General features: G+C 70.8%; 22 protein-coding genes. 14 read left to right on the top strand and 8 right to left on the bottom strand.

The annotated features are described in order from the left end of the window. Positions 1 to 59 precede the first annotated feature (59 nt). The 10 genes from ybiB (at position 60) to P1K89_RS22475 (ending at position 8,630) form a co-directional block, all read left to right on the top strand. The gene (ybiB, locus tag P1K89_RS22520) at positions 60 to 1,013 is read left to right on the top strand and encodes a DNA-binding protein YbiB (protein ID WP_284618770.1); all 954 of its coding nucleotides are present in this window, start codon (positions 60 to 62) and stop codon (positions 1,011 to 1,013) included. Beyond that, positions 1,010 to 1,876 carry a uroporphyrinogen-III C-methyltransferase gene (gene cobA, locus P1K89_RS22515; RefSeq protein WP_284618769.1) on the top strand — a complete coding sequence of 289 codons (867 nt, stop codon included), beginning with the start codon at positions 1,010 to 1,012 and terminating at the stop codon, positions 1,874 to 1,876. Before ybiB ends, cobA begins: the two co-directional genes overlap by 4 nt. A gap of 82 nt (positions 1,877 to 1,958) precedes the next feature. Then, positions 1,959 to 3,089: a sterol desaturase family protein gene (locus P1K89_RS22510; RefSeq protein WP_284618768.1), complete on the top strand. Its 1,131-nt coding sequence runs from the start codon at positions 1,959 to 1,961 to the stop codon at positions 3,087 to 3,089. Positions 3,090 to 3,151: 62 nt separating this feature from the next. Further along, positions 3,152 to 3,562 carry a YciI family protein gene (locus P1K89_RS22505; RefSeq protein WP_284618767.1) on the top strand — a complete coding sequence of 137 codons (411 nt, stop codon included), beginning with the start codon at positions 3,152 to 3,154 and terminating at the stop codon, positions 3,560 to 3,562. Continuing rightward, a complete protein-coding gene (locus tag P1K89_RS22500) occupies positions 3,559 to 4,803 on the top strand; it encodes a BaiN/RdsA family NAD(P)/FAD-dependent oxidoreductase (RefSeq protein WP_284618766.1) in 1,245 nt (414 codons plus the stop codon). Before P1K89_RS22505 ends, P1K89_RS22500 begins: the two co-directional genes overlap by 4 nt. A gap of 251 nt (positions 4,804 to 5,054) precedes the next feature. Beyond that, the gene (rpsU, locus tag P1K89_RS22495; RefSeq protein ID WP_012346814.1) at positions 5,055 to 5,267 is read left to right on the top strand and encodes a 30S ribosomal protein S21; all 213 of its coding nucleotides are present in this window, start codon (positions 5,055 to 5,057) and stop codon (positions 5,265 to 5,267) included. A 109-nt stretch (positions 5,268 to 5,376) separates the two neighbouring features. Next, positions 5,377 to 5,823: a GatB/YqeY domain-containing protein gene (locus P1K89_RS22490; protein WP_284618765.1), complete on the top strand. Its 447-nt coding sequence runs from the start codon at positions 5,377 to 5,379 to the stop codon at positions 5,821 to 5,823. 14 nt (positions 5,824 to 5,837) lie between these two features. Continuing rightward, a complete protein-coding gene (locus P1K89_RS22485) occupies positions 5,838 to 6,188 on the top strand; it encodes a protein tyrosine phosphatase family protein (RefSeq protein WP_284618764.1) in 351 nt (116 codons plus the stop codon). A 148-nt stretch (positions 6,189 to 6,336) separates the two neighbouring features. After that, positions 6,337 to 6,930, top strand: coding sequence for a TRAP transporter small permease subunit (locus P1K89_RS22480; RefSeq protein WP_284618763.1), 594 nt, complete (start codon positions 6,337 to 6,339; stop codon positions 6,928 to 6,930). Beyond that, positions 6,927 to 8,630, top strand: a complete 1,704-nt coding sequence (locus P1K89_RS22475; RefSeq protein ID WP_284618762.1) for a TRAP transporter large permease — start codon at positions 6,927 to 6,929, stop codon at positions 8,628 to 8,630. Before P1K89_RS22480 ends, P1K89_RS22475 begins: the two co-directional genes overlap by 4 nt. 90 nt (positions 8,631 to 8,720) lie before the next feature. Here P1K89_RS22475 and P1K89_RS22470 read toward each other — a convergent pair whose 3' ends face one another. Further along, a complete protein-coding gene (locus tag P1K89_RS22470; RefSeq protein WP_284618761.1) occupies positions 8,721 to 9,191 on the bottom strand; it encodes an Lrp/AsnC family transcriptional regulator in 471 nt (156 codons plus the stop codon). 91 nt (positions 9,192 to 9,282) lie between these two features. Between P1K89_RS22470 and ilvB the strand changes: the two genes are divergently transcribed. After that, positions 9,283 to 11,124: a biosynthetic-type acetolactate synthase large subunit gene (ilvB, locus tag P1K89_RS22465; protein WP_284618760.1), complete on the top strand. Its 1,842-nt coding sequence runs from the start codon at positions 9,283 to 9,285 to the stop codon at positions 11,122 to 11,124. Here the strand turns inward: ilvB and P1K89_RS22460 are convergent. The 7 genes from P1K89_RS22460 to P1K89_RS22430 all read right to left on the bottom strand — a co-directional run bounded on the left by P1K89_RS22460 (position 11,103) and on the right by P1K89_RS22430 (position 20,121). Further along, positions 11,103 to 11,915, bottom strand: coding sequence for a sensor histidine kinase (locus P1K89_RS22460; RefSeq protein ID WP_284618759.1), 813 nt, complete (start codon positions 11,913 to 11,915; stop codon positions 11,103 to 11,105). The genes ilvB and P1K89_RS22460 overlap by 22 nt on opposite strands. A 73-nt stretch (positions 11,916 to 11,988) precedes the next feature. Then, entirely contained in the window at positions 11,989 to 13,545 is a 1,557-nt protein-coding gene (locus P1K89_RS22455; protein ID WP_284618758.1) for a methyl-accepting chemotaxis protein, read from the bottom strand. A gap of 98 nt (positions 13,546 to 13,643) precedes the next feature. Beyond that, positions 13,644 to 14,687: an ABC transporter ATP-binding protein gene (locus tag P1K89_RS22450; RefSeq protein WP_284618757.1), complete on the bottom strand. Its 1,044-nt coding sequence runs from the start codon at positions 14,685 to 14,687 to the stop codon at positions 13,644 to 13,646. Positions 14,688 to 14,712: 25 nt separating this feature from the next. Beyond that, positions 14,713 to 16,914, bottom strand: a complete 2,202-nt coding sequence (locus tag P1K89_RS22445; RefSeq protein WP_284618756.1) for an ABC transporter permease — start codon at positions 16,912 to 16,914, stop codon at positions 14,713 to 14,715. Positions 16,915 to 16,991: 77 nt separating this feature from the next. Continuing rightward, complete coding sequence (locus P1K89_RS22440; protein ID WP_284618755.1) at positions 16,992 to 18,029, bottom strand: ABC transporter substrate-binding protein; 1,038 nt, start codon at positions 18,027 to 18,029, stop codon at positions 16,992 to 16,994. 26 nt (positions 18,030 to 18,055) lie between these two features. After that, a complete protein-coding gene (locus tag P1K89_RS22435) occupies positions 18,056 to 19,432 on the bottom strand; it encodes a sensor histidine kinase (RefSeq protein WP_284618754.1) in 1,377 nt (458 codons plus the stop codon). After that, positions 19,429 to 20,121 (bottom strand): response regulator transcription factor, encoded by a 693-nt coding sequence (locus P1K89_RS22430; protein ID WP_284618753.1) that lies wholly within the window; start codon positions 20,119 to 20,121, stop codon positions 19,429 to 19,431. Before P1K89_RS22430 ends, P1K89_RS22435 begins: the two co-directional genes overlap by 4 nt. A 285-nt stretch (positions 20,122 to 20,406) precedes the next feature. Here P1K89_RS22430 and P1K89_RS22425 point away from each other — a divergent pair, with 285 nt between their 5' ends. The 3 genes from P1K89_RS22425 to phnD are packed head-to-tail and all read left to right on the top strand — an operon-like array spanning position 20,407 to position 22,969. Then, a complete protein-coding gene (locus tag P1K89_RS22425; protein WP_284618752.1) occupies positions 20,407 to 21,555 on the top strand; it encodes a porin in 1,149 nt (382 codons plus the stop codon). 17 nt (positions 21,556 to 21,572) lie between these two features. Further along, positions 21,573 to 21,932, top strand: a complete 360-nt coding sequence (locus tag P1K89_RS22420) for a phosphomannose isomerase type II C-terminal cupin domain (protein ID WP_284618751.1) — start codon at positions 21,573 to 21,575, stop codon at positions 21,930 to 21,932. Next, positions 21,929 to 22,969, top strand: a complete 1,041-nt coding sequence (phnD, locus tag P1K89_RS22415; RefSeq protein ID WP_284618750.1) for a phosphate/phosphite/phosphonate ABC transporter substrate-binding protein — start codon at positions 21,929 to 21,931, stop codon at positions 22,967 to 22,969. Before P1K89_RS22420 ends, phnD begins: the two co-directional genes overlap by 4 nt. The last annotated feature ends 14 nt before the right edge of the window (positions 22,970 to 22,983 follow it).

Genomic DNA, 22,983 nt, shown 5'->3' with positions numbered 1-22,983 from the left:
GCTGAGATCAAGAAGGGGCCTGCCACGAGACAGGCCCGGCGGCGCACGAAGGGGGTCCATTGAGCATCAGCCAGTACATCAAGGAGATCGGCCGCGGCGCCGCCGGTGCGCGCTCGCTGGACCGCACGCAATCCCAGGACCTGATGGCCCAGGTGCTCGACGGCCAGGTCACCGACCTGGAGATCGGCGCCTTCGCGCTGGCGATGCGGGTGAAGGGCGAGACCGTCGACGAGCTGATCGGCTTCGCCGACGCGATGCAGGCGCGCACGCTGATGATCGACAGCGACCGGCCCGTGGTGGTGATCCCCAGCTACAACGGCGCGCGCAAGCTGCCCAACCTGACGCCGCTGCTGGCGATGTGCCTGGCGCAGGAGGGTGTGCGCGTGCTGGTGCATGGGCAGCGGCACGACAAGGCGCGCGTGACCTCGTGCGAAGTCTTCGCGGCGCTGGGCATGCCCCCGCTGGAATCGGCCGCCGCGGTGCACGAGTGCTGGCGGCGCCACGAGCCCGCTTTCGTGCTCACGGAGACCCTCTGCCCACCGCTGCAGCGCCTGCTCGACGTGCGTTGGGTGGTTGGCCTGCGCAACGCCGGCCACACGATCGCGAAGCTGATGCAGCCCATCGCCGGTGCACCGGCACTGCGCCTGGCCAGCCACACGCATCCCGAATTTGGTGCATTGATGGGCGAGTTCGCCCGCCGCACCGCGGCCGACCTGATGCTGCTGCGCGGCACCGAGGGCGAAGCGGTGGCCGACCCGCGGCGCTGCCCGAAGATCGAGACCTGGCTCGGCGGCGCCTCCGCGGCCGAGCTCGGCTGCCCGGCGCAGGAAGGCACGCTCGCCGAGCTGCCGCTGCTGCCGCGCGCGATCGACGCGGCCACTGTCGCGGTCTACATCCAGGCCGTGCTGTCGGGCGAGAAGCCGACCCCCGCGCCGCTGGAGCGCCAGGTGGCACTGCTCTTGCAGGGCATTGCGCGTCTGCAATCTGCTCCTGCGAAGGAACGCCGCGCGTGAAGTCTGCTGGTCCCGCCACCCGCCCTCCGGTCCGTTCGCCCGCTGGCTCGCCGGCGCAGTCCCCCTGGTGCGCCCTCGTCGGCGCCGGCCCCGGCGATCCCGAGCTGCTGACGCTGCGTGCGATCCGCCTGGTGCGCCGCGCGACGGTGCTGCTGGTCGACGACCTGGTGTCCGACGCGGTGCTCGAACGCGCGCTGAAGGGCGCGAAGCGCCGGCCGCGCATCGTGCACGTCGGCAAGCGCGGCGGCTGCCGCTCGACGCCGCAGGCCTTCATCACGAAGCTGATGGTCAGCGAGGCGCTGGCCGGCGAGCGCGTCGTGCGCTTCAAGGGTGGCGATCCGTTCGTCTTCGGCCGTGGCGGCGAAGAAGCCGAGGCGCTGCGCGCCCACGGCATCACGGTGGAGATCGGCAGCGGCATCACCGCCGCGGTGGCCGCCAGCGCCGGCCTGGGCGTGCCGCTGACGCACCGCGCCCACGCGCACGGCGTGATGCTGGTCACCGGCCACGCGAAGCCCGGCGGTGCCCCGCTGCATTGGCCGACCCTGGCCGCGGCGGCCGCGCAAGGCCTGACGCTGGTGATCTACATGGGCGTCGCCGAATGGCCGCAACTGCAGGCCGGGCTGCTGCAGGGGCTGCCGGCCGGCACACCGGCCGCGGTCGTGCAGCACGCCAGCCTGCCGCAGCAACGCCAGGTCGTCACCGTGCTCGGCGACCTGGCCGAGACCATAACGCGCGAACAGCTCGGCAGCCCGGCGATCATCATCGTCGGCGACGTGCTGCAGGGTGCGCTGGCCCTGGCCGGCCAGCCCGCCGGCCTTGAAACGCCGCTGCAACAAACCGTCCGCCAGGCCCGCGCCGCCTGAAACACACGCGACGCGATCCGAAACGCCGCTGAGTGGCGGCGGCGGAAGAATGCCGGCCACCTCGATGGCCCGGACCGCGTCCATGGAAACGTTCGACAAGCTGAACCGCCTGAGCGAATCGCACGGCGAGATCCGTGCGGGGCGCGGCCTCACCACCGGCGTGATCGCGCTGATGCTGGCCGTGCTGTGCTTCCTCGGCGTGCTGGCCTTCCACTTCCCGCAGTACCTGACGACGCCCGAGCTGCGCAAGAGCTACGACGTCGAATGGATGCGCCGCCTGCTGATGGCGGCGATGGTGATCGCCGGCGGGCTGGCCACCGTCAACATCGTCTTCGGCCGCGTGCGCTGGCTGTCGGCGTCGGCCCTGGCGCTGATCATGTTGACGCTGCTGCTCGGCGGCCACCGCGTGCCGGTCGGCGACTTCCCCGACCACACGCCCTACATCGGCCTCGACTGGTTCATCCTCGACCTGCTGGGCTCGTCGCTGATCTTCATCGGCATCGAGAAGCTGTTCGCGCTCCGCAAGGACCAGCCGGTCTTCCGCGCCGAATGGCAGACCGACTTCACCCACTTCATCGTCAACCACATGATCGTCGGCTTCGTGCTGCTGGCGACCAATCTGATGGTGCACCGGCTCTTCGGCTGGGCGGTGACCGACGGCGTGCAGGGCTGGATCCGCCACCTGCCGTTCTGGCCGGCGCTGTTCCTGATCGTGCTGGTCGCCGACCTGGTGCAGTACTGGACGCACCGCGCGTACCACGAGGTGCCCGCGCTGTGGCGCCTGCATGCCGTTCACCACAGCGTGAAGAGCATGGACTGGATAGCCGGCTCGCGCCAGCACTTCGGCGAGCTGCTGATCACCCGCACCCTGGTGCTGGCGCCGATCTACGTGCTCGGCTTCAGCAAGGAAGTCATCGACGCCTACATCGTCATCGTCGGCTTCCAGGCCGTCTTCAACCACGCCAACGTCGACGTGCGCTTAGGGCCGCTGCGCTACCTGATCGTCACGCCCAACTTCCACCACTGGCACCACTCGCAGGACGACGAGGCGATCGACCGCAACTACGCCGCGCACTTCGCCTTCCTCGACCACCTGTTCGGCACTGCGGTGCAGGCCGAGCGCACCTGGCCGAAGCAGTACGGCGTCGTCGGCGACTACGTGCCGAACGGCTTCTGGCACCAGCTGAAGTTCCCGTTCGTCTGGAAAGGCTGAAGCCGATCGATTAGCACCGTCGCTGCGGCATGATGGCGCCCTCGCCCCGAGGAGTCGCCGCCGTGCACGCGCTGTTGAAGGTCCTGGTCCCGTTCCTGCTCGCCCTGGTTTCGTTCGCGACGAGCGCCCAGACACCGCCGACGACGCCCACGCCGACACCACCCAAGCTGCAGCAGTTCGTGTATGTGCTGAAGGTCAGCCCCGCGTTCCACGACGCCACCAGGTGGACGGCCAGGGAGAACGAGGCCGTCGGCCGCCACTTCGCGCGCCTGAAGGACGCCACCGCCGCCGGCCGCGTGATCTTCGCCGGCCGCTCCAACGAAGCGCTGTCCGCCACCTTCGGACTGGTGGTCTTCGAGGCCGAGAGCGAGCCCGCCGCACGCCAGTTCATGGAGACCGATCCCGCCGTCGAAGCCGGCGTGATGACCGCGACGCTGCATCCGTACGTGCTGGCGTTGCAGCGACGGCCGTGAGCGAGGGCCCGGCTGCGACCGCCGGCCGAAACCGCAGCGCCGACCGCTTCGATGCGGTCGTGATCGGCGCCGGCGCAGCCGGCCTGCATTGCGCGGCGGTGGCCGGCCAACGCGGGCTGCGGGTGCTGTTGCTCGATCATGCCGAGAAGTTCGCCGAAAAAGTCCGCATTTCGGGGGGCGGCCGCTGCAACTTCACGAACCGCGACGCGGGCCCGGCGAACTTTCTCTCCGCCAACCCCGACTTCTGCCGTTCGGCGCTCGCCCGCTACACGCCGGCGGACTTCATCGCGCTGGTGAAAAGCCACGGCATCGGCTTCCACGAGAAGCACAAGGGCCAGCTGTTCTGCGACGAGTCGAGCGAGCAGATCATCCAGATGCTCGTCAGCGAATGCAACGCCGGCAAGGTGGTGCGACGGCAGCCCTGCGCGGTGCAGGCCGTGCGCGCGACCGGCGATGGCTTCGAGCTCGACACCGATGGCGGCGTCGTGCGCAGCCGGCAGTTGGTGATCGCCACCGGCGGACTGTCGATCCCGAAGATCGGCGCAAGCGACTTCGGCTATCGGCTGGCGAAGCAGTTCGGCCACAAGCTGGTCGAGACGCGGCCGGCACTGGTGCCGCTGACCTTCGATGCGGCGTCCTGGGCGCCTTTCGTGCCGCTGGCCGGCGTGTCGCTCGAAGTGGCGATCGAGACCGGGCAAGGCAAGCAGCGCGGCCGCTTCGTCGAGGACCTGCTGTTCACCCACCGCGGCCTGAGCGGCCCGGCGGTGCTGCAGATCTCGAGCTTCTGGCGGCCCGGGGACGCGCTGCGCATCGATCTCGGCGCCGGGGCGGACCTGCTGGAGCGACTGCGCGAGGCCAAGGCCGTGTCGCGCCGCCAGCTGGGCAACGAGCTCGCCACCTGGCTGCCGCAGCGGCTGGCGTCCGCGTGGCTCGAAACACACGGCCTGCCCGCCGAGCGGCCGATGCCAGAGTTGCGCGATCGGGATCTGGAACGGCTGGCGCAGGCGCTGTCGCGCTGGACGATCACGCCCAATGGCACCGAGGGCTACCGCAAGGCCGAGGTCACGCTGGGCGGTATCGACACCCGCGAGCTCGACTCGCGCACCATGGCCAGCAAGCGCCAGCCGGGCCTGTTCTTCATCGGCGAGGTGGTCGACGTCACCGGCTGGCTGGGCGGCTACAACTTCCAGTGGGCCTGGGCGTCGGCGGTGGCCTGCGCGAACGGCCTGAGCGCCGCCTGAGCGCTGCCTCGAGAAAACTCGGGTCGATCCCGCCCGTGAACCCCTCCCCGCGGCGCGCCGGTGGGGGCCTTGATGACGCGCCTCAATTTCGCAGTAGAATCGCCGTCTTTGCTAGCAAACCGCGTGTCGATTCCCCGGCCCCCGGCAAATCCGGAATGCCGACGACAGCTGAACGAAGCCGAAAGGCGGAGATTCAGGTCCGGGTCGAGACAGGAACACCGAGCGCACTTTTTTTAGGATCCATGCACTAAATGACCACGATTCGCGTCAAGGAAAACGAGCCGTTCGACGTCGCCCTGCGCCGCTTCAAGCGCACGATCGAGAAGCTGGGGCTGCTGACCGAACTGCGCGCACGCGAGTTCTACGAAAAGCCGACCGCCGAGCGCAAGCGCAAGAAGGCGGCCGCCGTGAAGCGCCACTACAAGCGCGTGCGCAGCATGCAGTTGCCGAAGAAGCTGTACTGAGCTTCACCAGCGTCACGAAGAGCGCGAGCGCTTTTCCTGCCGTAGACGAGTCTGAAGACGCCCGCGCGGGACGCCGCAGCGGGCGTTTGCATTTCCGGAGCCCTGAACCATGACCCTGAAAGACCAGATCACCGAAGACATGAAGACGGCGATGCGCGCCAAGGAAGCCGACCGGCTGCTGACGATCCGCCTGCTGCTGGCCGCGATCAAGCAGCGCGAGGTCGACGAGCGCATCACGCTGGACGACGCCGCGATCGTCGGCGTCGTCGACAAGCTGATCAAGCAGCGCAAGGACTCGATCGCCGCGTTCCAGAGCGCCGGCCGCGACGACCTGGTGGCCAAGGAAAGCGCCGAGCTCGCGGTGCTCGAGAAGTACCTGCCCGCGCGCCTGTCGGCCGAGCAAGTGCAGGCTGCGGTGAATGCGCTGGTGGCCGAGCTGGGCGCCGCCGGGCCCGGCGACATGGGCAAGGTGATGGGCGCCGCGAAGGCCCGCTTCGCCGGCACGGCGGACATGGGCGTGGTTTCCGCGGCCGTGAAGTCCGCGCTCAACAAGTAAGCTCACGGCCCACCATGCTGAAAACCTCCGACCTGATCCGCCAGGTGGCGCCCGCCTTCTGCGTCGCGCCGCAGCTGACGCCCGAGGCGATGGCCGACCTGGCGCAACTCGGCTTCAAGAGCGTCATCAACAACCGGCCCGACTACGAAGAGGGGCCGCACCAGCCGACCAACGCCAGCGTCGAGGCCGCCGCGAAGGCGGCCGGGCTCGAGTACCGCTACCTGCCGGTCAGCGGCGGCTACCAGTCGCCCGACGAGATCGCGCGCATGGCGCAGCTGCTGCAGGAACTGCCGCAGCCGGTGCTGGCGTTCTGCCGCTCCGGTGCACGCTCGACCCGCCTGTTCATGCTCGCCACGCAGGGCTGATCCGGCCACTGCTGTGAATGCGGCTAGGGCTTACCCTAGGCCGTTGACATTTTCAGATGCCATTCAGGGGCGTCTCCTTACAGTACGCGCGGTTCGCACGCCCGGCCCGGGCGCTGCGTGATCGGTTTGCCAATCTGACGGAGACAGCGTGTCCGCCCTACTGCAACTCTCACGGTGGATCGACCGGCTCAATGAGCTGGTCGGTCGCTACGCCGCCTGGCTGGTCCTCGCAGCGGTCTTGATCAGCGCGATCAATGCCGCGGTACGCAAGGCATTCAACACCAGCTCGAACGCCTTCCTCGAGATCCAGTGGTACCTGTTCGCAGCCGTGTTCCTGCTCGCCGCGGGCTACACGATGCTGCGGCAGGAACACGTGAAGATCGACGTGGTGCTGCACCGCTTCTCCAAGCGCACGCAGATCAAGATCGAGATCTTCGGCATCGTCGCCTTCCTGCTGCCGTTCGTCGTCACGGTGATCGCGCTGGTGTGGCCGCTGGTGACCAAGGCCTACATCTCGGGCGAAATGTCCTCCAACGCCGGTGGCCTGATCCGCTGGCCGGTGTACGCGCTGGTGCCGCTGGGCTTCGCGCTGCTGGGCCTGCAGGGACTCTCCGAGCTCGTGAAGCGCATCGGCTTCCTGATGGGCCTGTGCGAGGACCCGACGAAGAAGAAGCAGCAGAAGACGGCCGAGGAAGAACTGGCCGAAGCGATCCTCGCGGCAGCTCAAGGAGCGAAGAAGTGATCGAGTTCCTCACCGCCTACATGGCGCCGATCATGTTCGTCGGCCTGATCATCTTCCTGCTGATGGGGTTCTCGGTGGCCTTCTCGCTGGCCGCCTGCGGCCTGGCGTTCGGCTTCATCGGCATCGAGCTCGGCATGCTGCCGGCCTCGCTGATGCAGGCGCTGCCGCTGCGCATCTTCGGGATCATGCAGAACGACACGCTGCTGGCGATCCCGTTCTTCACCTTCATGGGCCTGATCCTCGAACGCTCCGGCATGGCCGAGGACCTGCTCGACACGATCGGCCAGCTGTTCGGACCGATCCGCGGCGGCCTGGCCTTCGCGGTGATCCTGGTCGGGGCGATGCTCGCCGCGACCACGGGCGTGGTGGCCGCCTCGGTGATCTCGATGGGCCTGATCTCGCTGCCGATCATGCTGCGCTACGGCTACGACCGCCGCGTCGCGTCCGGCGTGATCGCGGCGTCTGGAACGCTGGCGCAGATCATCCCGCCCTCGCTGGTGCTGATCATCCTGGCCGACCAGCTCGGCAAGAGCGTCGGCGACCTCTACAAGGGTGCGTTCATCCCGGGCTTCGTGCTGACCGGCCTCTACATCGGCTTCATCGTGCTCGTGGCGATGTTCCGCCCGTCCTACGTGCCGGCCCTGCCGGCGGAAGCGCGCACGATCCGCGAGGACAACGGCACGCCGGGCCTGCGTTCGCTGTTCGTGCTGTTCGTGCTCTCGGTGGGTTCGGCCGTCGCCTTCGCGAAGTCGCGTCCCGACTCGACGCCGACCGACGAGCTGATCGTCGTCTCGATGTGCGTCGGCGTCGGCGTGGCCTTCGTGCTGGCGGTGATGAACCGGCTCTTCAAGCTCGGCCTGCTGTCGAGGATGGCCGAACGCGTGACCTTCGTGCTGATCCCGCCGCTCGGCCTGATCTTCCTGGTGCTGGGCACCATCTTCCTCGGCGTCGCGACGCCGACCGAAGGTGGCGCGATGGGTGCGGTCGGTGCGCTGGTGATGGCCCTCAGCCGCAAGCGCCTGGACCTGAAGCTGATGAAGCAGGCAATGGACTCGACGATGAAGCTGTCGTGCTTCGTCGTCTTCATCCTGCTCGGCTCGACCGTGTTCAGCCTGACCTTCCAGGGCGTCGACGGTCCCAAGTGGGTCGAGCACCTGATGACCAGCCTGCCGGGCGGCCAGCTCGGCTTCCTGATCGTCGTCAACGTGCTGATCTTCGTGCTCGCCTTCTTCCTCGACTTCTTCGAGCTGTCGTTCATCGTGATCCCGCTGCTGGGCCCGGTGGCCGAGAAGCTGGGCATCGACCTGGTGTGGTTCGGCGTGCTGCTGGCGGTCAACATGCAGACCTCCTTCATGCACCCGCCGTTCGGCTTCGCGCTGTTCTACCTGCGCAGCGTGGCGCCGCACGACGACTACAAGGACCGCCTGACCGGCCGCACGGTCGCCAAGGTGACGACGGGCCAGATCTACTGGGGCGCGGTGCCCTTCGTGCTGATCCAGATCATCATGGTCGGCCTGATCATCGCCTTCCCGAACCTGGTGTCCGGCGGCCTGGGCAAGAAGGCGGATCTGGACACGACGAACATCCAGCTCGAAGCGCAGCCGGATGACAGCCAGAAGGAGATGGATGCGTCCAAGCTCTTCGGCTTCGACCAGCCCGCCAGCGCCCCGGCCGGCGGCGCCAGCGCACCGAAGAAGTAACGCCCGAAAGACGCACGTGCGGCCGCGCCGCACGTCGCATCCGCGGCCCCCGTCGAGGCATCGGCCGGGGCCGCCTTCCTTTCCGCGGGCTCAGCGATGCAGCGGCAGCGGGCTCTGCTTCAGGCTGCGCAGCACGAAGCTCGACTTGCTGTGCCGCAGCCCGGGGATCTTGTACAGCCGTTCGCGCAGCAGGCGCTCGTAGTCGCGGGTGTCGCTGACGGCGATGCGCAGGATGTAGTCGTAGTCGCCGGAGACCAGCAGCGCCTCCAGCACCTCCGGAATGTCCGCCAGCGCACGGCCGAAGGCGAACAGCGCCTCGTCGCTGTGGCTGTCGAGCGTGACCTGCACGATCACCGTCTCGGCCAGGTTCAGCGCCTGCGCATTGACCCGCACGGTGTAGCCCTCGATCACGCCCGACTCCTCCATGCGCCGGATGCGCGTCCAGCACGGCGAACTGCTCAGGCCGACCCGCTTGCTGAGCTCCTGCAGGCTGATGCGGGCGTCGGTTTGCAGCACGGACAGGATGTCACGATCGAGTTTGTCGAGCTTCGGTTCCGGCATCGCTTGCATTCGCAGAAGGATTTTCCGCGTCGATCATAGAACGCGGCGACTTCGAAAGCCTTTTCTCCGGCACCGCGGGCACCATGCCCGCATGCCTGCCGCCGCCACGCTCAGCCCGCCCGCCGACGCCCCTTCGCGCCCGGCGCCTTCGTTGGCCCCACCGACGTCCGGCGCGCCGGAAAACGGCGCGCAGCGCCTGCTGCGCACGCTGGTCGAGCTGGGCGTCGATACCTTGTTCGGCTATCCCGGCGGCGCGGTGCTGCCGCTGTACGACGCGCTGATCGACCACCCGCGGCTGCGCCACGTGCTGGTGCGCCACGAGCAGGCCGCGGTGCATGCGGCCCAGGGCTACGCGCGCTCGACCGGCCGGGTCAGCGTCGTGCTGGTGACCTCGGGACCGGGCATGAGCAACACCGTCACCGGCCTGCTCGACGCCCACTGCGACTCGGTGCCCGTGGTGGTGATCAGCGGCCAGGTGGCAACGACGGCGATCGGCACCGATGCCTTCCAGGAGTGCGACGCGCTCGGCCTGTCGCGGCCGGTGACGCGCTGGAACCACCGCATCCGCTCGACCGCCGAGATCGCGCCACGCTTGCGGCAGGCCTTCGCCATCGCCGCCGGCGGCCGGCCGGGGCCGGTGCTGATCGACGTGCCGAAGGACCTGCAGCTTGCGCCGGCAGCGCGCGACAGCGCACTCGCCACGCCGCCAGCGCGCGACAGCGCCCTCGCCGCGTCCGGCGCCCGCCTTCGCTTGCCCGCCGTGGCCCCCCCGCCCGCCGACGCCGACCTCGCGACCGCGCTGGCGTGGATCGTGCGCGCCGAGCGCCCGGTGTTCTACGGCGGCGGCGGCCTGATCAACGCCGGCCCGGCGGCCTGCGCCGCCTTCACCGAGCTCGTGCGCTGGGCCGACGCGCCCTGCACGCTGACCCTGATGGGCCTCGGCGCCTTTCCGGCGTCCGACCCGCGCTTCCTCGGCATGCTGGGCATGCACGGCACGCTCGAGGCCAACCTGGCGATGCACGCGGCCGATCTGGTGGTCAACGTCGGCGCCCGCTTCGACGACCGCGTCACCGGCCGGCTCGATGCCTTCTGCCCCGGCGCGACCGTGATCCACGTCGACATCGACCCGAGCTCGATCGGCAAGGTCGTGCGCGCGGACCTGTCGCTGCTGGGCGACGCGGCGGCGACGCTGCGCCAGCTGCTCGCCGCACGCGCCGCCGGGCCGGCACCGGGCTCGCGCGCGGCGTGGTGGCAGCGCATCCAGCGCTGGCGGGCCGAGCGCTCGCTGTCCTATCACGACAGCGACGCGGCCATCGCGCCGCAGGCGCTGCTCACCCGCCTGCAGGCCGCGCTCGCCGGCCGCGATGCGATCGTCTCGACCGACGTCGGCCAGCACCAGATGTGGGCCGCCCAGCACCTGCGGTTCGACGCACCGCGGCGCTGGCTGACCTCCGGCGGCGCCGGCACGATGGGCTACGGCCTGCCGGCGGCGATCGGCGCGCAGGTGGCGCATCCGGCGAAGACGGTGGTCTGCGTCAGCGGCGATGCCTCGGTGCTGATGAACATCCAGGAGCTGTCGACCGCGGTCCAGCACCGCCTGCCGGTCAAGCTGGTGCTGTCGAACAACGGCGCGATGGGCATGGTGCGGCAATGGCAGGAGCTGATCCACGGCGGCCGCTACAGCCACAGCTACATGCAGGCGCTGCCCGACTTCGTCGCGCTGGCGCGCGCCTTCGGCTGGGCGGCGCGGCGCATCGAGCGGCGCGACGAGCTCGACGCAGCGCTGGCGCAGTGCCTGGACACGTCGGGCCCGTTCCTGCTCGACGTGCAGGTGGCCCAGGCCGAGAACTGCTTCCCGATGATCCCCGCCGGCGCCGGCCACGACGAGGTGTGGCTGGCACCGGGCCGGCGCTACGCCGAACAGGCCGCCTGAACCGCGGCGCCGTCCGCCGCCGGGACCTCGGCGCCGAGCTGGAACTCGAAGCTGGCGCCCTGCCCGATCCGCCCGCGTGCGCGGATCCAGCCGCGGTGCCCCTCGACGATGCGCCGGGCGATCGACAGGCCGAGTCCCGTGCCGGCGAAGCGCTGCGGCGCATGCAGCCGCACGAAGGGCTCGAACATCGCACCGGCGGCCGCTTCGTCGAAACCGGCACCGTTGTCGGCGACGCAGATGCGCTGCGCAGCGCCGTCGACGCCGGCGAGCGCGCTGATGCTGACGCAGGGCGCGTCGACCTCGGCGGTGTACTTGGCCGCGTTCGACAGCAGGTTGCGCATCAGCAGCGCGACCAGCGACGGCGCGCCATGCAGGCGCATGCCCGGGGCGATCGACCAGTGCACCGGCGCGCGCCGCGGCTGCGGCGGCAGCTGCCGCAGCACGCTGCGGCACAGTGCGCTCAGGTCGATCTCGGTGCGCGCCAGCTGGCCGCCGCTGCCACGCGCCAGTTCAAGCAGGGCCTGCACCGTGTCGCCCATCTGCTGCGCCGTCTGCAGCTGCAGCTCGAGCCAGCGCCGGGCATCGGGCAGCGATCCGTTGTCGAGCCGGTCGAGCAGCAGCTGCGCGATGCCCGCAAGCTGGCCGATCGGCGTGCGCAGCTCGTGCGCGAGCTGGCGCGCGAAGGCTTCCAGGTCCTCGTTCGTCCGCTGCAGCGCCGCGGTGCGGCGGGCCACCGCCTGTTCGAGACGCGCGTCGTGACCCGACGCATCACAGGTGCACAAGCTCGACATCGCAAGACTCCTTCAGACACCGAAGGTGGCCGCTTCCCTTGAACATCATCGTCCGTCGACGTGGCGGCCTCGATCAGCCGCCGGCCGGCAGCTTGAAGACGCCGACCAGCGCTTCCAGCCGCCGCGCCTGGTCGCGCAGGCCGCCCGCCGCGGCCGCCGTCTGCTCGACCAGCGCCGAGTTCTGCTGCGTCAGGCGGTCCAGCTGCATCACCGCGTCGTTGACGCGCGCCATCTCGCGGCTCTGCCCGCCGACCGACTCGGCCACGCCCTGCATCGCGCCCGACACCGCGCGTGCGGTGTGCACCACCTGGTCCATCGTGCGGCCGGCCTGCTGGGACTGCGCCGTGCCCTGCTGCACCTGCTGCGCGGCCTGCCCGACCAGCGCCTTGATCTGCTGCGCCGACTCGGCCACCCGCAGCGACAGCCCGCGCACTTCCTGCGCGACGACCGCGAAACCGCGGCCGTGGTCGCCGGCCCGCGCGGCCTCGACCCCGGCGTTGAGCGCCAGGATGTTCGTGCGCCGCGCGATGCCGTCGACCACCTCGACGATCTCCGCGATGCGCTTGGACGACTCGGCGATGCCGGCCATCAGCCCGGCCACCGCCAGCACGCGCTCGCCGCCGCTGGCGGTGGCATCGGCCGCCTGCACCGCCAGCGCGCCGGCCTGCTGCGCGCTGTGCGCGCTGTGCATCAGCTGCGCGTTCAGCTGCGCCATGCCGCTGGCCGCGGCCTCGAGGCCGGCCGCGGTGGTCTCGGTGCGCTGCGACAGGTCGAGGTTGCCGGCGGCGATCTGCTGCGACGCACTGGCGACGAAGCCGGCGGTCGCCCGGATGCCGCTGACCATGTCGCGCAGGCCCTGCTGCATCTCGGCCAGCGTGCGCATCAGCGCGGCGGTCTCGTCGCGGCCGCTGTCGTGGATGTCCACCGACAGCTCGCCGCGCGCGATGCGCGCCGCGACCTCGCGCGAGCGCCCCAGCGGCACGAGGATCGAGCGCAGCGTCGCCCACATCAGCGGCAGCAGCAGCACCAGCGCCACGGGGGCCAGCACCGCGAGGGCGCGGCTGCTGGCGGCGTTGCGCCCGGCGATCTCCTCGGCCAGCGTCTTCGTCGCGCCGTCGAGCTGCTGGCCCAAGCTGCCCAGCAGCTGCGCGGCATCGGCGATGCGCTGCTTGGCACCCTCCAGCGCCTGCTTGCCGGCGGCGGTCGACGGCAGCTTGCCGTCCCCTGCGGCCCGGTACACCGGCTCGACCTGGCGCCGGTAGTCGGCCAGCAGCTGCTGCGCCCGTTCGATCGGCGGCGAACGATCCGCCGCGGCCACCGCGCGCAGCGGCGCCTCGGCCCGGGCCAGCAGTGCGAGGCCCTGCTCGGCCGACCGCTGCGCGAGGTCCGGCATCGAGTAGTTGATCGCCACATCGGTCTCGTCGAAGGCCTGCAGCTGGCCCAGCGCCTCGCGCGCCTGGTTCACCGCGACGACCAGCGGCAGGTGCCGCTGGGCGAAGCCGGCGAAGTCCTGCTGGGCGCGGCTCACCGCCAGGTAGCCGCCGCCGCCCAGCAGGCCCAGCGTCAGCGCGGTCAGCGCCATCGCCGCGTTGACGCGGCTGCGGATCGAGATCCTGCGCAGTGATTCCATCGAAACCTCCGACGAACGGGACGAGCGGTCCCCCGCGGCCACCCGCGTGGCCGCGCTCCGTGAAACCGCGAATGGGCGACGGACGCCCGCTTTGACGCTTAAGCGGGCACCACCGACACCCCATGCCCGGTCAGGCCCAGGCTCACCGGCGCGCCGACCGCCAGCGGCTCGCGCACCTCGGGCGACACGACGAAGATCTCGCCGAGCGTCGTCGCGAACGTGTACTCCATGATGCTGCCGAGGTAGGTGCGCTTGAGCACGCGCGCCGGCAGCCCGCCGTTGCTCGCCGGCCCGATCGCCCAGGCCTCGGGCCGCACCGCCACCTTCACCTTGCCCGCCGGCAGCGTCTTCGCGCCGTCCAGCGCCAGCGGCCCCAGGCGCGTGCGGCCACCGGCATCGCACTCGCCGTCGAACAGCATCGCCTCGCCCATGAAGCCGGCGACGAACTCCGACGACGGCGCTTCGTACAGTTCGCTCGGCGAGCCCATCTGCGCGATGACGCCGCGGTTCATCACGATGATCTGGTCGCTGACCGCCAGCGCTTCGCTCTGGTCGTGCGTCACGTAGGCCACCGTCAGCTTCAGCCGCTGCTGCAGCGCGCGGATCTCCTCGCGCATCGAGCGCCGCAGCCGCGCGTCGAGGTTCGACAGCGGCTCGTCGAAGAGCAGCACCGCCGGCTCCAGCGCCAGCGCGCGGGCCAGCGCAACGCGCTGCTGCTGTCCGCCCGACAGTTCGCTGGGCATGCGCGCATCGAGGCCGGACAGCCCGACGGTGTCGAGCATCGCGCGCGCCTTCGCCCGCGCGTCGGCCGGCACCAGCCCGGACATGCGCAGGCCGTAGCTCACGTTGTCCACCACGTTCATGTGCGGGAACAGCGCGTAGCTCTGGAACACCAGGCTGACGTTGCGCTCGGCCGGGCCCAGCGTCGTGACGTCCTGGCCGTCGATCAGGATGCGGCCGGCGCTGGGGCTCTCGAGGCCGGCGATCAGGCGCAGCGTCGTCGTCTTGCCGCAGCCGGAGGGCCCGAGGATCGTCGTCAGCGTGCCGCGCGGCACCGTGAAGCTGACATGGTCGACGACCAGCGGCGCGTCGGCCGCCAGGCCGTAGCGCTTGCAGACCGCGTGGAATTCGATGCCGTTCATCGTGAGCGTCCTTTGTCTGTTCTGTTCAGGGGGTGACCGCGACGCCGCGGCGGCCGAGTTGCCGGTCGCCGACCACCCACTGGATCAGCGCGGTGGCCGCGGCCATCAGCACGATCAGCACGGTGCTGTAGGCCAGCGCGACGCCGTAGTCGCCCTGGCCGACGCGGCCGATGATGAAGGTCGTCGCCAGTTCGGTTTCGGCGGTGACGAGGAAGATCACCGCCGACACGGTGGTCATGCTGCGCACGAAGCTGTAGACCAGCGAGGCCACGACCGCCGGCTTCAGCAGCGGCAGCACCACCGACCACAGCGTGCGTGCGGTGCTGGCCTTGAGCATCAGCGAGGCTTCGTCGAGCGACTTGTCCAGCTGCTTGAAGGCCGCCGCGCCGGCGCGCACGCCCACCGGCAGGTTGCGGAACATGAAGCACATCACGATGATCAGCCCGGTGCCGGTGAGTTCGAACGGCGGCACGTTGAAGGCCAGGATGTAGCTGACGCCGAGCACCGTGCCGGGGATCGCGAAGGCCAGCAGCGCGGAGAACTCGAACAGGCCCTGGCCGCGGAACTGCGTGCGCGCCAGCACCCAGGCGATCAGCAGCCCCACCGCGGCGGTCATCGGCGCCGCGGCGGCGGCCAGGCGCACGGTGTTCCACAGCGACTGCCAGGCGACGCCGTCGAAGCGCCAGCCGTCGGCGCCCCACGCGAAGCCGAAGGCCGTCTGGAAGTGCGCCAGCGTGACCGTGTAGTCGCGGCCCCAGGTCTTCACGAAGCCGCCGCTGAAGGCGAACAGGTAGACCACCAGCGTGAACACCAGCCAGGGCACCGCCACGGCCAGCGCGACGCGACGCAGCCGCGCCGGCAGCGGCATCGGCACGCCGGCGTCGCCCTTGCCGGACACGGTGGTGTACTGCCTGCGGCCCAGCAGCCCGCGCTGCAGCGCGAAGACGCCGAGCGCGAACAGCGTCAGGATCCAGGCCAGCGTCGCGGCGCGGCCCTGGTCGTACTGCGCGCCGACGATGGCGAAGAAGATCTCGGTCGACAGCACCGAGAACTGGCCGCCGACGACGATCGGGTTGCCGAAGTCGGCGATGCTCTCGATGAAGCCGACCAGGAAGGCATTCGCGAGCCCCGGGCGGATCAGCGGGAAGGTCACCTGCCAGAAGGTGCGCGACGCGTCGGCGCGCAAGGTCAGGGAGGCTTCCTCGAGCGACGGGCTGACGCCCTGCACGACGCCGCGCATGATCATGAAGGCGATCGGCGTGAAGGCGAACATCTGCGCCAGCCACACGCCGAACGCGCCGTAGAACCAGCGGCCCGGCGGGATGCCGAAGGCCCACTCGAGGAACTGGTTGACGAGGCCCGCACGGCCGAACAGCAGGATCAGGCCGAGGCCGACGACGAACGGCGGCGTGATGATCGGCAGCGGCGCCAGCACGCGAAGCACGCGGCGCCAGCGCGAGTGGCTGCGGTCCTCGATCAACGCCATCAGCGTGCCGAGGATGGTGGTGCCGGCGCCGGTCAGCAGCGCCAGAAGCAGCGTATTCCACGCGACGCCGCAGCGCGTGCCGCCGGCCAGGCACGAGACGCCCCAGATGCGCTCGGTGCCGACGCGGTTCCACGCGGCCTGCAGGCTGAAGCGGCCGGTGTCGTCGAGAAAGGCGCCGGACAGCGCGCTCAACACCGGGTAGGCGACGAAGGTCAGCAGCAGGCCGCCCGAGCACACCACCACCGAGGCGACGAAGAGGTCGCCGCGAAACGCCCCGCGCCGCGCGATGCCGAAGGCGCCGAGCACCAGCAGCGCCGCCAGCACGAAGGTCGCGCCCCAGCCGAAGCCGGGCTGCACCGGCCGCATCGCGCCAGTGTCGATCGGCGGCGCCCCGCCGGCGCCGCCGCCGATCATGAAGCCCTGCAGCATCAGCCAGGCCGCGCCGCCGAAGCCGGCGGCCATCAGCCAGCGGCCCTGCGTGCGCGACGGCGCCCGCATCGCGCAGACCAGGGCCAGCGCCAGCGCCGCCGCCGCGCCGAGCAGCCAGGGCCGGTGGTGCAGCAGCACCTGCGCCAGCGCCGACGAGGTGTCGTGGCCGCCGATCAGCTCGCCCAGGCCGCGCAGCGCGAACAGCCCGTCCGGCGTCGCGTGCCAGGGCAGCAGCACGAAGCCGGCCAGGCCGAACAGCGCCCACACTGCGATCGGCCGGTTGTGGTTGGAAATCGAAGTCTTCAGGTTCATCGGGCGCGCCATCGGCTCGGGTCGGGTCGTCGGTCGGGTCGTCGGGGGTCTCAGTCGTTCGTCGTCGCGGCGCGCGCTCAGCGCGGCTGCGAATTGACGTCGCGCTCCCAGCGCTCGATCAGCCGCTTGCGCTCGGCGGTCTTGCCGTACTTCGCGTAGTCGTACGCGATGAACTTGATCTTCTTGAAGTCGGGGATGCGGGCGTCGAGCTGCGCGGCCTTGTTCGACGGCAGCTGGAACTGCTTCGCCGCGGCGGCGAACTGCTGCGCGGCCGGCGTCAGCGCCCATTCGTAGAACTTCTTCGCGTTCGCGAGGTTGCGCGAGCCCTTGACGAGGGACATCGAGCCGATCTCGGCGCCGGTGCCTTCGCAGGGCGTGGCGGTGGCGATCGGGAAGCCCTGCATCTGCTCGCCCGGCGCGTCGTGCACGAAGCTGATCGACACGGTGGTCTCGCCGCGCGCCACCGCCTTGATCGGCCCGGTGCCCGAGCGCGTGTACTGGCTGACGTTCTTGTGCAGGCCCTTCATGTACTCGAAGGCCTTGTCCTCGCCCATCAGCTGCACCAGGGTCGCGACCATGGTGTACGCGGTGCCCGAGCTGTTGGGGTTGGCGACCTGGATCTCGCCTTTCAGCGACGGGTCGAGCAGGTCCTTCCAGCACTTCGGCGCGGTGAGCTTGCGCTTGGCCAGCAGCTCGGTGTTGAAGCCGAAGCCCAGCGGTCCCGAGTAGACGCCCACCGTGCGCCAGCCCGACTGCTCGGCCTGTGCCTGCGCCCAGCCGTGCAGCTGCGGCAGCGAGGGCGACTTGTACTCCACCGTCAGGTCGAGCTCGGCGGCCTGCAGGTGCGGATCGCCGGTGCCGCCGAACCAGATGTCGAGCTTCGGATTCGCACGCTCGGCGATCAGCTGTGCCAGCGCCTCGCCGCTGCCGCGCTTGACCATGTTGACCTTGATCCCGGTGGTCTTCGAGAAGGTCGTGGTCATCAGCGTGCACCACTCGTCCTGCACCGAGCAGATCAGGTTCAGCGATCCGGCGTCCTGCGCCGAGGCCGGCGTGCCCAGCGCGAGCAGCGCCGCGGCGCCCAGGGCATGGAGGATCGCTTTCGTCGTTTTCATCGTGTGTGTCTCCAGGGTGAAAGAACTCATGACGGGTCGGCGGCCGACGGCGACGGTGCCGCCGGGGCCCAGGACACCACCGCATCGACGCCGACCACGCGCCCGCCGTCGGTGCGGTTGAAGAGCTCGACGCTCGCATCCATCGAGCCGGCGATCTGGCGGCAGATCGACAAGCCCAGGCCGACGCCGCCGCGCGCCGCGGCGAAGGGATGGAACAGCCGCGGCCTGACCGCGTCGTCGATGCCGGGGCCTTCGTCCCAGACGATCAGCTCCGGGCCCAGCGCCGCCTCGCGAAGCAGGATGCCGACGCGGCCGCCGGCGGGCGCATGGTGGATCGCGTTGGCCAGCAGGTTGCGCACCAGCTCGCCGAGCATCGTGGCCTCGCCCGGCACGCTGAAGCTCGCCTCGTCGAGCGTGAAGTCGATGCGCTTGGCGGCGATCAGCGGCGCCAGCTCCAGCACCACGTCGCGCGCGAGCTGGCGCACGTCCACCGGCTGCAGCTCGCCGCGCCGCTTGAGCTGCTCCAGCTTGGTCAGGCTGAGCAGCTGGTCGGCCAGGCCCGCGGCACGGTCGACCGTGTGCAGCATCTGCGGCAGCACCTCCGCGGCCGACGCGTCGCCGGCCATCGCCGCTTGCAGCTGCGTGCGCAGCACGGCCATCGGCGTGCGCAGCTGATGCGACGCATCGGCCAGGAAGCGGCGCTGCTCGTCGACCCACTGGTGCTCGCTGCGCAGCAGCGCCTGCACGCGCTCGACCAGCGGCCCCAGCTCGGCCGGTCCGTCATAACGTTCGACAGGCGCGGCCACCGGCCGGTCCAGCGCGGCATGGGCGCGCCCCACCCAGCGCAGCGCGATGCTCACGCCCGAGACGATCAGCAGCGCCATCGCCGCGGCCGCTGCCAGCAGCGGCGCCAGCGCCGTCCACAGCAGCGACGCGCCCGGCCAGCGCTCGCCCATCGGCGCGGCGGCCTGCACGATCACCGCCGGCCCCTTGCCGTCGCCGGTGACATCGCGGCGCGCGGCGGCCACGCGCACCAGGGTGCCCGCGCGATGGGCGACGTAGGCCTGCACCGTGCCGTCAGGCGGCAGCGCGGCCGCCCACGGGCAGGCGGGCAGGCCCTGGTCGCCGGCGAGCCAGTCACCATTCATCGCGCTGATCCGGAAGACGACCGGCGCCGGCGGTGCATCGACGAGCAAGCTGCGGCGCTCGATGGCCGACTGCACCAGCGCCGACACCGCGGCGCCCAGCCGCTCGTCCTGCGCCTGCGCCAGCCCGTGCTGCAGCCGCAGCAGCTGCCACGCGCCGACGGCCACGATCACCAGCAGCAGTCCGCCCAGCAGCCACAGCAGCAGGAAGCGGCGCAGAGAGCCGGCGAGCAGCACGCGCTGTGTCCATCGCCTCACCTCGGTCCTCGCTGCGCGGCGGCCTGGCTCGCGTCGTCGCACAGCAGGTAGCCGACACCGCGCAGCGTGAGGATCTCGACCTTGGTGGCCACCAGCTTCTTGCGCAGCCGGTGCACCAGCACCTCGACCGCATCGGCCTGCACCGCATCGTCGCCGCCGAAGACCGCGGCGCGCAGGTCCTCCTTGGGCACTACGCGGTCGACCGAGGCCATCAGCGACTTCAGCAGCTCCGCTTCGCGCGGCGACAGCTCCAGCGGACAGGCCTGGCACCAGAAGACGCCGCTGGCCGCGTCGTAGCGCAGCAGGCCGCAGCGCAGGTCGCCGTCATGGCCGAGGCGGCGTGTCAGCGCCTGCAGGCGGGCGACCAGCTCGTCGAGGTCGAACGGTTTCGCGAGGTAGTCGTCGGCCCCGGCGTTGAGCCCGGCGATGCGCTCGCCGACCGCCCCCCGCGCGGTCAGCACCAGCACCGGCGTGCGCTTGCCGTCGTCGCGCAGGCGGCGCAGCAGTTCCAGGCCATCGAGCTTCGGCAGGGTCAGGTCGAGCACCACGACGTCGAACGGGCGCTTGCGCAGCAGCGCCAGCGCCTCGGCGCCGTCGGCACAGCAGAGCACCTCGTAGCCGCGTTGCAGCAGGCTGCGGCTCAGCACGCCGGACAGATCGAAGTCGTCCTCGACCAGCAGCAGCTTCATGGCGCGCGGTGCCCGCCCGGGCAAAGGCGCTCACGCAGGCGCCCGGCGAGCGGCGAACGGCGTGAGCGGGCGGTATTCATGGCGTTCATCGTGCCCGTGCGGGACCCGCGCCGCCACCGGACAAGCACCACGCGGCGGTGAAAGCCAGCTGACAGGCAGCGGCACGCGCGGGAGCCGTGCCCCGGCTTTCAGTTCCATTGCAGCTTCATCGCGGGTTGATACGTCGTTGAATCACTGTACGTATCACCGATACATTGCCGGCGTCCAACACGACGAGGAGACACGATGACCCCCCGATTCAACGCACCCGCACCTACACCGACATCCGCACCCGCCCGGACCGCCCGCCGCGCGCTGCCGGCGCTGCTGCTGCCCTTCGGCCTGCTCGCCGCGAGCGCGCAGGCGCAGGTGACGCTGTACGGCCGCGCCAACATCGACTTCGAGAAGACCCGGCTCGACGGCACGCCGGCCGCCCGCGCCTTCGCCGGCAACCAGCGGGTATCGAGCAACTCGTCGCGCTTCGGCATCCGCTACGCGAAGGAACACCAGGGCCTGACCTGGTTCGCGCAGCTGGAGTCCGGCGTCAGCTGGGATGCGGGCGGCGACACGCTGGCCGGCCGCGACACCTTCGCCGGCGTCGAGGGCCCCTTCGGCAAGTTGCGCATCGGCAAGATGGACACGCCCTTCAAGGACCTGGGCGGGCTGACCGACCGCTTCAAGGGCACCGGCATCCAGGACGACGGCTCGATCGCCGTGCTCGGCGGCTCGGCCAACGGTTTCGGCCGGCGCCAGAACAATTCGCTGCGCTACGACTCGCCCCGCTTCAACGGGCTGCGCGGCGCGCTGCACTACGGCCTGGAGAACGAAGACCGCGGCAGCGCCGAGCAGCGCCGCCTGCTCAGCCTGTCCGGCAACTTCGAGTCCGGCGCCTTCAAGGCCGCGCTGGCGCACGAGCAGCACCGCAACTTCAACGCCACCGGCCAGCGCGACAGCGCATGGCGGCTCGGCGTCAACCACCAGTGGGGCCTCGTGAACCTCGGTGCCGGCCTGAACCGCCTCGACTACCGGCTGCCGGCCGGCCGCGTGAAGCGCGACTACGCCACCGTGACCGCCGGCATCAGCGTCGGTGCCGGCACGATCAACCTGCGCTACGGCCGCGCCGCCGACGTCAAGGGCACGGCGCCCGCGAGCGCCGCCATCGCCGGCGCCGACGGCACGACCTTGATCGTCGGCCGCAACACCGGCGCGACGCAAACCACGATCGGCTACGAGCACACGGTGTTCAAGGGCGCGCAGGTCTATGCCTACTGGACCCAGGTGCGCAACGAGGCCAACGCGAACTACCGCTTCGGCGTCAACCCGATCAACCTCGCCGCGGCCGACCGCGGCGCCGATCCGTCCGGCCTCGTGGTCGGGCTGTGCATCGACTTCTAATCCATGAAAGGCGCGTCATGAGCATCGAATCCAGGCCCTGGGGCGGCTTCGAGGTGCTGGCCGAAAGCCCGCTGCTGAAGATCAAGCAGCTCGCGCTGCATCCCGGTGCGCGCCTGTCGCTGCAGCGCCACCGGCTGCGCCGCGAGCACTGGCTGCTGGTCGAGGGCCTGGCCGAGGTGGAGATCGACGGCACGCCGCGCACGCTGGTGCCCGGCGAGTCGGTCGACGTGCCGCGGGGCGCCTGGCACCGGCTGGCGAACATCGGCGCGGGTGCGCTGCTGATGATCGAGATCCAGACCGGCGACGGCTTTGACGAAGCGGACATCGAACGTGCGGCCGACGACTACGGGCGGGTCGCCCCGGGAGCCGCCTCATGAGCCGCGGCCGGCGCGCGGTGCTGGCGGCGCTGCTGGCAGCGGCCGGCACCCCCGCGGTGTTGGCGCTGCCGCCGGCCGGGCCGTCCCGGCCGGACGCGCCCGCGCCGCCGGGTGCACCGGTGCAGCCGCTGGTCTTCGGCCTGATCACCCCGCGCGAGCGCGACCAGGTGCTCGCCGCGTGGCGCCCGTTCCTGCAGGCGATCGCGCGGGAGATCGGCCGCCCGATCGAGCCCTCGATCGCCAACAGCCCGCAGCAGGTCATCGACGGCTTCCGCGACGGCCGCATCGACCTCGCCTGGGTCGGCAACGCGACTGCGCTGGCGATCGTCGAGCACGGCAGCGGCGAGGTCTTCGCGCAGATGCTGACCGGCGACGGCCGCACGGGCTACCAGTCGATCATCGTCACGCACCGCGACAGCGGCCTGGCCACGCTGGAGCAGGCGCAGCAGCCCGAGCGGCGGCTGGTCTTCGGCGACGGCGACCGCAACAGCACCTCGGGCCACCTCGTGCCGCTGTACTACGCCTTCGTCAAGCGCGGCATCAACGATCCGCGCAGCCTGTACCGCGAGCTGCGCCACGGCAGCCACCGCGGCAACCTGCGCGCCGCCGCGCTGCGCGAGGTCGACCTGGCGACGGCCAACGACGTCGAGCTGGACTTCTTCGCCGCCGAGCAGCCGGCGCTGGCCGCCACGCTGCGCGTGCTGTGGCGTTCGCCGGACATCCCGCATTCGCCGCTGGTGTGGCGGCTGGCGCTGCCGGCGCCGCTGCGCCTGCGCATCCAGCAGGCGGTGGTGGACTTCGGACGCGACGATGCCGAGCGCCGCATCCTGCGCGGCGTCAACGACCTGTCGGGCTTCCGAAAGTCGCGCAACCGCCAGCTGATCACCGTCGCGGACCTGGAAATGTTCGCCGCGTGGCAGCGCGTCAACAACGACGCCGCGCTGGCGCCGGCCGACAAGTTGTCGCGCATTGCCGCCATCAGCCAGCGCGCGTCGCGCCTGGAGCTGCGGCTGAAACAGGAACCGAGCCTGCGCTGAATCAGAATCGGCGG

Origin of the sequence: Aquabacterium humicola, from assembly GCF_030167915.1 — a bacterium.
Taxonomy (GTDB): domain Bacteria; phylum Pseudomonadota; class Gammaproteobacteria; order Burkholderiales; family Burkholderiaceae_C; genus Pseudaquabacterium; species Pseudaquabacterium humicola.
Note: the sequence above shows the minus strand (reverse complement) of the source record. Positions and strands in the feature narration are given on the sequence as shown.